Annotated in this window: 6 protein-coding genes; 1 reads left to right on the top strand and 5 read right to left on the bottom strand. The window is 72.1% G+C overall.

Annotated elements, in window-relative coordinates:
• Window positions 1-1,462: DUF349 domain-containing protein (locus FHE66_RS03750; protein ID WP_139071643.1), on the top strand; the 1,462-nt coding region annotated here is incomplete at its 5' end.
• A 38-nt stretch (window positions 1,463-1,500) separates the two neighbouring features.
• Here the strand turns inward: FHE66_RS03750 and FHE66_RS03745 are convergent.
• The 5 genes from FHE66_RS03745 to secD all read right to left on the bottom strand — a co-directional run bounded on the left by FHE66_RS03745 (window position 1,501) and on the right by secD (window position 8,077).
• The gene (locus tag FHE66_RS03745) at window positions 1,501-2,067 is read right to left on the bottom strand and encodes a hypothetical protein (RefSeq protein ID WP_139071642.1); all 567 of its coding nucleotides are present in this window, start codon (window positions 2,065-2,067) and stop codon (window positions 1,501-1,503) included.
• An 87-nt stretch (window positions 2,068-2,154) separates the two neighbouring features.
• Window positions 2,155-4,473, bottom strand: coding sequence for a bifunctional (p)ppGpp synthetase/guanosine-3',5'-bis(diphosphate) 3'-pyrophosphohydrolase (locus FHE66_RS03740; protein WP_139071641.1), 2,319 nt, complete (start codon window positions 4,471-4,473; stop codon window positions 2,155-2,157).
• A gap of 57 nt (window positions 4,474-4,530) precedes the next feature.
• On the bottom strand, window positions 4,531-5,037 hold the full coding sequence (locus FHE66_RS03735) for an adenine phosphoribosyltransferase (protein ID WP_139071658.1): 507 nt from the start codon (window positions 5,035-5,037) through the stop codon (window positions 4,531-4,533).
• Window positions 5,038-5,063: 26 nt separating this feature from the next.
• Window positions 5,064-6,140: a protein translocase subunit SecF gene (secF, locus tag FHE66_RS03730; protein ID WP_330998286.1), complete on the bottom strand. Its 1,077-nt coding sequence runs from the start codon at window positions 6,138-6,140 to the stop codon at window positions 5,064-5,066.
• Entirely contained in the window at window positions 6,140-8,077 is a 1,938-nt protein-coding gene (gene secD / locus FHE66_RS03725) for a protein translocase subunit SecD (RefSeq protein ID WP_139071639.1), read from the bottom strand. Before secD ends, secF begins: the two co-directional genes overlap by 1 nt.
• Between the last annotated feature and the right edge of the window lie 7 nt (window positions 8,078-8,084).

The following is an 8,084-nucleotide window of genomic DNA, read 5'->3' as shown; positions in this document are numbered from 1 at the left end:
CGCCGAGGAGCCCGCCCCGACTCCCGCCGAGGAGCAGCCGGCGGCCGAGGCAGGCGCCGAGGAGCCGGGCGGCTCGATCGAGGTCGACGCCGCCCCGCGTCCGGCCGTCGTGCCCAAGCCCTCGTCGCTGCCCAAGCCGTCGGCGCTGCCCAAGCGCACCCCGGGCACCCCCGCCCCGGCCGTGACCGTCGTGGCGCCCGTCATCGACGACAGCAAGGAGGCAGCCGCCGCGGCCGCCTGGGGCCGGGTGGACCCCGACGGCACCGTGTGGGTCCGCGAGGCCGCCGGTGAGCGCACGGTGGGCCAGTACACCGGCGCGGACACCGACGAGGCGCTGGCCTTCTACGTCCGCCGCTTCCTCGACCTCCAGGCCCAGGTGGCACTGTTCGAGACCCGGCTGCCGCAGCTGCAGATCAAGGAGATCGACCAGACGATCGCCACCCTCACCGAGGCGCTCGCCGAGCCGGCCGCCGTGGGCGACCTCGACGGGCTGCGCTCCCGCCTCGAGGCCGTGCGTGAGCGGGCCAAGGAGCGGCGCCGGGAGATCAACGCGGAGCGCGAGGCCGCCAAGGCCCAGGCGCTGGCCGAGCGGACCACCATCGTCGAGCGCGCCGAGGCCATCGCCGCCACCGACCCCGCGAAGGTCCACTGGCGGTCCAGCGGCGAGGAGCTGCGCACGCTGCTCGAGGAGTGGAAGCAGGCGCAGCGCAACGGCCCGCGTCTCGACCGCCCGAGCGAGGACAGCCTGTGGAAGCGGTTCTCCCGCGCCCGCACGACGTTCGACCGCAACCGTGGTCACTACTTCTCCCAGCTCGACGCGGCGCAGTCCGAGGCGAAGAAGGCCAAGGAGCAGCTCATCGCCGAGGCGGAGGCACTCTCGACCTCCACGGACTGGGGCCGTACCTCGGCCGCCTACCGCGACCTCATGGACCGCTGGAAGGCGGCGGGGCGCGCGAGCCGCAAGGAGGACGACGCCCTGTGGGCGCGCTTCCGCGCCGCCCGCCAGCGCTTCTTCGAGGCGCGGGAGTCGGAGAACGCGCAGATCGACGCCGAGTACTCGGCCAACCTCGAGGCCAAGCTGCGGCTCCTGGAGGAGGCGGAGGCGCTCCTGCCGGTCACCGACCCGGAGGCCGCCAAGGCGGCGCTGCGCCCGATCCAGGACAAGTGGGACGAGGCCGGCAAGGTGCCGCGGGCCGACGTCCAGCGCGTCGAGGCCCGGATGCGGGCCGTCGAGCAGGCGGTGCGCGATGCGGACCAGGAGCGCTGGAAGACGTCCGACCCGGAGAAGCAGGCCCGCGCGCAGGGCGCCGCGGCCCAGCTCTACGAGGCGATCGACGCGCTCGAGGCGCAGCTGGCGGCGGCCCGCGCCGCGGGTGACACCGCTGCGGAGAAGGCCGCGCTCGAGTCCCTCGAGACCCGCAAGACCTGGCTCGACCAGATCCTGCGCACCGCCGGCAGCTGACCGGCAGTCGACCACCACCACCGGGCCGGCATCCGTCATCACGGGTGCCGGCCCGGTGGCGTCAGCGCCACCGCGAGGAGGGACAGCGCCCGGCGGCCGGGCAGTCGCCGGGCGGGCTGGACGAGCGCCCGCCGCACCGCCTCGGCGGGCAGCCCGTGGGCGAGCAGGGCGCGGGCGCCGGGGACGGCGGTGCCCGGCGCGGCGAAGCACAGCAGGTCGACGGCGGTACGTACGGGAGTCGTCGTCGGTACCCCGGCCACCAGCGCGACGTCCCCGGGCGCGAGGTGCTGACGGTGGACGACGCCGCCGCCCTCGACGCGCCGCTCCGGAGGGACGACGAGCTCGGTGCGCAGGGCGAGGAGACGGCCGGTGTGCACCCACAGGGCGGTCGTGCGCGCCAGCGCGGAGCCGGGCACGAGCGCCTCGCGCAGCAGCCCGGCCCGCCCCGCCGGTGAGGCCCTGAGGTCGACGGCCGCCTCGGCACCGGTCGGGGTGGGCCCGACCAGCCCGTCGTGCCGCAGCGCCGCGGCCTCCCAGCCCTCACCCGCCCCCCAGGTGAGCGGGGACGGCGCTGCGGGGTCCAGCCAGGACAGTGCGCTCGGCATGCCGTGAGCCTGCCCCGCCAGCCAGGGTGGCGCTGCACGCCGGGCGTTGCCTGTGGACCTGCCGCCCGCGGCCGCGCCCTGTGGAGATCAGTGCGTCGAGCGGCTCACCGTGTCGGTGCGACCAGAGCGGGCGCCGGTGATGCGGTAGACGTCGAAGACGCCGTCGATCCGTCGCACCGCGGACAGCACGTGCCCGAGGTGGGAGGGCTCGGCCATCTCGAAGACGAACTTCGACAGGGCCACCCGGTCCCGGCTCGTCTGCACCTGGGCGGAGAGGATGTTCACGTGGTTCTCCGAGAGCACCCGCGTGACGTCGGAGAGCAGGCCGGCGCGGTCCAGCGCCTCGACCTGGATCTGGACGAGGAAGGAGCTCTGGCCCTGCCGGGACCACTCGACGTCGACCATGCGCTCGGGCTCGTTGCGCAGGCTCTCGAGGTTGCCGCAGTCGGCGCGGTGGACCGAGACGCCGGAGCCGCGGGTGACGAAACCGACGATGGGGTCCCCCGGCACGGGTGTGCAGCAGCGGGCCAGCTTGACCCACAGGTCGCCCGCGTCCATGCCCTTGACCGCGATGCCCGGGTCCCCGGCGCGCAGCCGGGGACGCGTCTCCCCCGGCATCGTCGCCTCGGCGAGGTCCTCCTCGGCGCCGGACTCCCCGCCCATCGTGTGGACGAGCTTCTGCACGATGCTCGTCGCGGAGACCTGGCTCTCCCCGACCGCCGCGTACAGCGCCGAGACGTCGGCGTAGTTGAGCTCGTGGGCCAGCGCGTTGAGCGAGTCGTGCGACATGAGCCGCTGGATCGGCAGGTTCTGCTTGCGCATCGCGCGGGCGATGCTGCTCTTGCCTGCCTCGATCGCCTCCTCGCGCCGCTCCTTGGTGAACCAGGCGCGGATCTTGTTCCGCGCGCGCGGCGTCGTGACGAAGTTCAGCCAGTCGCGGCTCGGACCGGCGGTCTCGGACTTGGAGGTGAAGACCTCCACCGTGTCGCCGTTCTCGAGCTTCGAGCCGAGCGGGACGAGGCGCCCGTTGACGCGTGCACCCACCGTGCGGTGCCCGACCTCGGTGTGGACCGCGTAGGCGAAGTCCACCGGCGTCGCCCCGGGAGCCAGGGCGATGACGTCGCCCTTCGGCGTGAACACGTAGGTCTGCGAGCCGGAGATCTCGAAGCGGAGCGAGTCGAGGAACTCCCCCGGGTCCGCGGTCTCCCGCTGCCAGTCCACGAGCTGGCGCAGCCACCCCATGTCCTCGGCGCCCTTCGGGGCGCCACCGTCGCCGCCGCGGGCGATCTCCTTGTACTTCCAGTGCGCGGCCACGCCGTACTCCGCGCGGCGGTGCATGTCGTGGGTGCGGATCTGGATCTCCACCGGCTTGCCGCCCGGCCCCACGACCGTCGTGTGCAGCGACTGGTAGAGGTTGAACTTCGGCATCGCGATGTAGTCCTTGAACCGCCCGGGCAGGGGGTTCCAGCGCGCGTGCATCGTGCCGAGGACGCCGTAGCAGTCCTTGACGCTGTCGACGAGCACCCGCACGCCGACGAGGTCGAAGATGTCGTCGAAGTCGCGGCCGCGCACGATCATCTTCTGGTAGATCGAGTAGTAGTGCTTGGGCCGCCCGGTGACCGTCGCGCGGATCTTGCTCGCGCGCAGGTCGGCCTCGATCTGCGTGCGGACGGTGGAGAGGTACTCGTCACGGGCGGGCGCGCGCTCGGCGACGAGGTGGACGATCTCGTCGTACACCTTGGGGTAGAGGGTGGCGAAGGACAGGTCCTCCAGCTCCCACTTGATGGTGTTCATGCCCAGCCGGTGGGCCAGCGGCGCGTAGATCTCCAGCGTCTCGCGGGCCTTTCGCTGCGCGGACTTCGCCGAGACGTACTTCCACGTCCGGGCGTTGTGGAGACGGTCGGCGAGCTTGATGACGAGGACGCGGATGTCGCGGGCCATCGCGACGACCATCTTGCGCACGGTCTCGGCCTCGGCCGCCTCGCCGTAGGTGACCTTGTCGAGCTTGGTGACGCCGTCGACGAGGAGCGCGATCTCCTCCCCGAAGTCCGCGCGCAGCTGGTCCAGGGAGTAGTCGGTGTCCTCGACGGTGTCGTGGAGCAGGGCCGCGGCCAGGGTGGGCACCGTCATGCCGAGCTCGGCGAGGATGGTCGTCACCGCGACCGGGTGGGTGATGTAGGGGTCACCGCTCTTGCGCAGCTGGCCCCGGTGCGCCTTCTCCGCGACGGTGAAGGCACGTTCGATGAGCGCGGTGTCCGCGCGCGGGTGGTTGGAGCGCAGGGCGTGCAGGACCGGCTCGATCGCCGGCGACGCCGAGTGCCCCCGCGCGCCGAGGATGGCGAAGCGGGAGCGCACGCGGGGGGCGCGCGCGTCCGGCGTCGCCCCGTTCACCGTGTCCTCAGCCATCGGCCCATTCTAGGCGCCCCCGCAGCGGATCGCGGTACCGGCGGGGCGCCCCGCGCGTCAGTAGCGCAGGATGCTGTCGAGCGGGTAGTCGGTGAGCCTCGAGCGTCCCCCGAGCTCCTCGAGCTCGAGGAGCATGGTGAGGGCCGCGACCTCCGCACCGGCGGACTCGATGAGCTCGATCGCGGCACGCGCGGTGCCGCCGGTGGCGAGGACGTCGTCGATGATGAGGACGCGGTGACCCGCCGTCACGGTCTCCGGACGCAGCTCGAGGCGCGCCGTACCGTACTCCAGCGTGTAGTCCACGCCGATGACGTCGCCGGGCAGACGACCGGCCTTGCGGATCGTCACCATGCCGACGCCCAGCGCGTGGGCCAGCGGGGCGGCGAGGATGAACCCGCGCGACTCCAGGCCCGCGACGGCGTCGATCTTGCCCCGGTACCGCTCGGCGAGGGCGTCGACGAGGGCGGCGAAGGCCGGCCCGTCGGCGAGGAGCGGGGTGATGTCCCGGAAGAGCACACCCGGCTCAGGGAAGTTGGGGACGACGTGCACATGGGAGTCGAGCATCTGGGTGAGCTCGGCGGGGAACTCGGTCACTTACGCCCCTTCCGGCGCTTGGGCTGAGCCGCCTGACCACGGTGGTGGCCGGCGACATTGTCCTCCTCGACGGCGACGACGGCGGCGGGGATCTCCTCGCTGCCGGTCACCTTGCGGCGGCGCTCGAGCACCTCCGCGGTGTGCTGGCGCACCGTCGCGTCGCGCTGGTGCAGCAGCACCTGGAGCGGGGTGGCCACGAACACCGAGGAGATGGTGGAGACGAGCATGCCGACGAACAGGGCGAGCGCGATGTCCCGCAGGGTCCCCGCCCCGAGCAGCAGCGCGCCGACGAAGAGGATCGAGCCGACGGGCAGCAACGAGGTGAGGGAGGTGTTGATCGAACGGACGAGCGTCTGGTTCACCGCGAGGTTCGACAGCTCGGCGTAGGTGCGCTCGTGCTGCTCGGTGAGGTGCTCGGTGTTCTCGCGGACCTTGTCGAAGACGACGACGGTGTCGTAGAGCGAGTAGCCGAGGATCGTGAGGAGACCGATGACCGTCGCGGGGGTGACCTCCCAGCCGATGAGCGAGTAGACGCCCACGGTGAGGATGATGTCGTGGAACAGCGCGACGAGCGCCGCCGTGGCCATCTGCCAGCTGCGGAAGTACACCGACAGCACGATGGCGACGATGACGATGAACACCAGGAGGCCCTGGATCGCCTGGCGGGTGATGTCCTGGCCCCACGAGGGGCCGATGAACGTCGACGTGACGTCCGCCTCGGGCACGTCGTAGGCCTCGGCCAGCCCCTGGCGGACCGTGTCGGTCTGCTCGGTCGTCAGCTCCTGGGTCTGCACCCGGATCGCGGAGGACCCGACGGTCGACACGCGGGCCACCTGACCGAGCTCACCGACGACGTCGAGCGCGGGCTGCTGCTCGAGCGACTGGGTGCCGGTGATGGTGAACTGCGAGCCGCCGCGGAACTCGATGCCCGCGTTGATGCCCTTGAAGACCACGAGGCCGACGGACAGCAGGACGAGGATGAGCGCGGCGGTGAGCCAGGTGCGGCCGCGCTGGACGAACGGGATGGACCGCTCGCCGGTGTGGAGCTGGTTGCCCAGCTGGGCCAGGCTCATCATCGGCCGTCCTCCTCGGTCATGGTGGTGGTGGCCGACTCCTGCGCGGCACGCCGCTCGGCGGCACGTCGCTGGGCGATGGTCAGGCGCTCACCGTTCTGCTTGGCAGGGCGGTCGGCACCGGCGGTCTGCCGCGGCCGGGGAGCGGGCTCGACGCGGCCACGGCCGCGGTAGGAGGCGCGTGACACGCCCACGCTCTCGGGGTCCAGACCCGAGAAGCGGTGGCCCTCCCCGAAGAAGCGGGTGCGGATGAGCAGCTGCATCGTCGGGTGGGTGAAGAGGAAGACGACGACGAGGTCGATGACCGTCGTGAGGCCGAGGGTGAAGGCGAACCCGCGCACCCCGCCGACCGCGAGGAAGTAGAGGATGACGGCCGCGAGCAGCGTGACGAGGTCGGAGATGACGATCGTGCGCTTGGCGCGGTTCCAGCCGTGCTCGACGGCGCCGGCGAGCGTCCTCCCCTCACGGATCTCGTCACGGATGCGCTCGAAGTAGAGGATGAAGGAGTCGGCGGTGATGCCGACGGCGACGATGAGTCCGGCGACGCCCGCGAGGGAGAGCCGGTAGCCCTGCAGCCACGACAGGACGATGATCGCGCCGTAGGTGGCGACCGCAGCGATGAGGAGGCTGCCGACGGCGACGAGCGCCAGGCCCCGGTACTGCCACAGCAGGTACAGCGCGACGAGGACGAGACCGGCGACGCCGGCGATGAGGCCGTTGCGCAGGTGCTCCGAGCCGAGCGTCGCGGAGATCTGCTCCTCGCTCTGCACCTCGAAGTTCAGCGGCAGGGAGCCGAAGTTCAGCTGGTTCGCCAGGGTGTTCGCACTCTCGCGGGTGAAGTTGCCGGAGATCTGCGCGTTCCCGTCGAGGATCGGGGAGTTCATCTGCGGGGCGGAGATGACGAGCCCGTCGAGCACGATGCCGAACTGGTTGAGCGGCGGCTGCTGGGCGAAGAGGCGCTCGGAGACCTCGGCGAAGAGCTCGGTGCCCTCGCGGTTGAACTCGATGTTGACGACCCAGTTGTTGGTCGTCGTGCCGGCCTGGGTGACCTCGAGCCCGGAGGTCGCGGACTCGACCTGCGTGCCCTCGACGTCGACCGGGCCGAGGATGTACTTGGCCATGCCGTCCTGGGAGCAGGCCACGAGCGGGGCGGCGCCGTCGTCCTCGACGCCGCCGACGAGGTTCGCCGGGTCGGTGCAGTCCAGGGTGTACATGTCGTAGACGAGCTGCTCGGTGATCCAGCTCGGGTCGCTGTTCGTCGCCGGCTGGGTCGCGGGCGTGTCGGACAGCTGGCCGTCGGCGTTCTCGTCGGCGACGGCGAACGCGGCCTGCTCGATGGCGTCACGGTCGGCGGCGGGCTCGTTCGCGTCCGCTGCGGGGGCCTCGGCGGAGGGCTCCTCGGTGGCGCCGTCGGCCGGGGCCTGCGTGGCGACCTCCCCCTCGGGGGCGGCGGCCTGCGCGTCGGACTCCGGCGCGGTGGGCAGGCCCTCCTGGTTCGGGTCGATCGGCGTCGGGTCGGTGACCGCGAGCACGGGCCGGAAGCGCAGCTGGGCGGACTGGCGCACGAGGTCCAGGGTCGCCTCGTCGGGGTTGCCCGGGAGGCCGACGACGATGTTGTTCGAGCCCTGGCGGGTGATCTCGGCCTCGGCGACACCGGAGGCGTCGACGCGCTGGCGGATGATCTCGATCGCCTGGTCGATGTCCTCGTCGGTGATCTCGCCGTCGCCACCCTCGGCCTCGGGGTCGAGGCGCGGGGTGAGGATGAGCTGGACGCCGCCCTCGAGGTCGAGTGCGAGCCCTGGGACGAAGGACGGGCCGAGCTCACCCTCGGAGTCGTCGCTGACCTGCTGTCCGATCGCGACGGATCCGAAGAGGACCGCGATGATGACGAACAGGAAGACGATCCTGCGCAGAGGGCGTGGGGCGGTGGTCGCCAACGCGGTC

Origin of the sequence: Georgenia sp. 311, assembly GCF_006151955.1 — a bacterium.
In the GTDB taxonomy this organism is placed as follows: Bacteria; Actinomycetota; Actinomycetes; order Actinomycetales; family Actinomycetaceae; genus Oceanitalea; species Oceanitalea wutianyii.
This window is presented reverse-complemented; position numbering and strand designations above follow the sequence as displayed.